The sequence below is a fragment of the Streptomyces millisiae genome (assembly GCF_031845425.1).
Taxonomy (GTDB): domain Bacteria; phylum Actinomycetota; class Actinomycetes; order Streptomycetales; family Streptomycetaceae; genus Streptomyces; species Streptomyces millisiae.
Genome location: NZ_JAVREM010000452.1, coordinates 1 through 234 on the forward strand (window position 1 = coordinate 1; position 234 = coordinate 234).

Annotated in this window: 1 rRNA gene; it reads left to right on the top strand. The window is 55.1% G+C overall.

The features are described from left to right. Positions 1-234 (top strand): 23S ribosomal RNA (locus RNC47_RS37525); the annotation flags it as partial.

Below are 234 nucleotides of genomic sequence, written 5' to 3' on the forward strand. Positions count from 1 at the left end.
CCACCCAAGTAGCATAGGGCCCGAGAAACCTTGTGTGAATCTGGCGGGACCACCCGTTAAGCCTAAATATTCCCTGGTGACCGATAGTGGATAGTACCGTGAGGGAATGGTGAAAAGTACCGCGGGAGCGGAGTGAAAGAGTACCTGAAACCGTGTGCCTACAAGCCGTGGGAGCGTCGCGGTGAGTGCTTGCACTCATCGTCGTGACTGCGTGCCTTTTGAAGAATGTGCCTG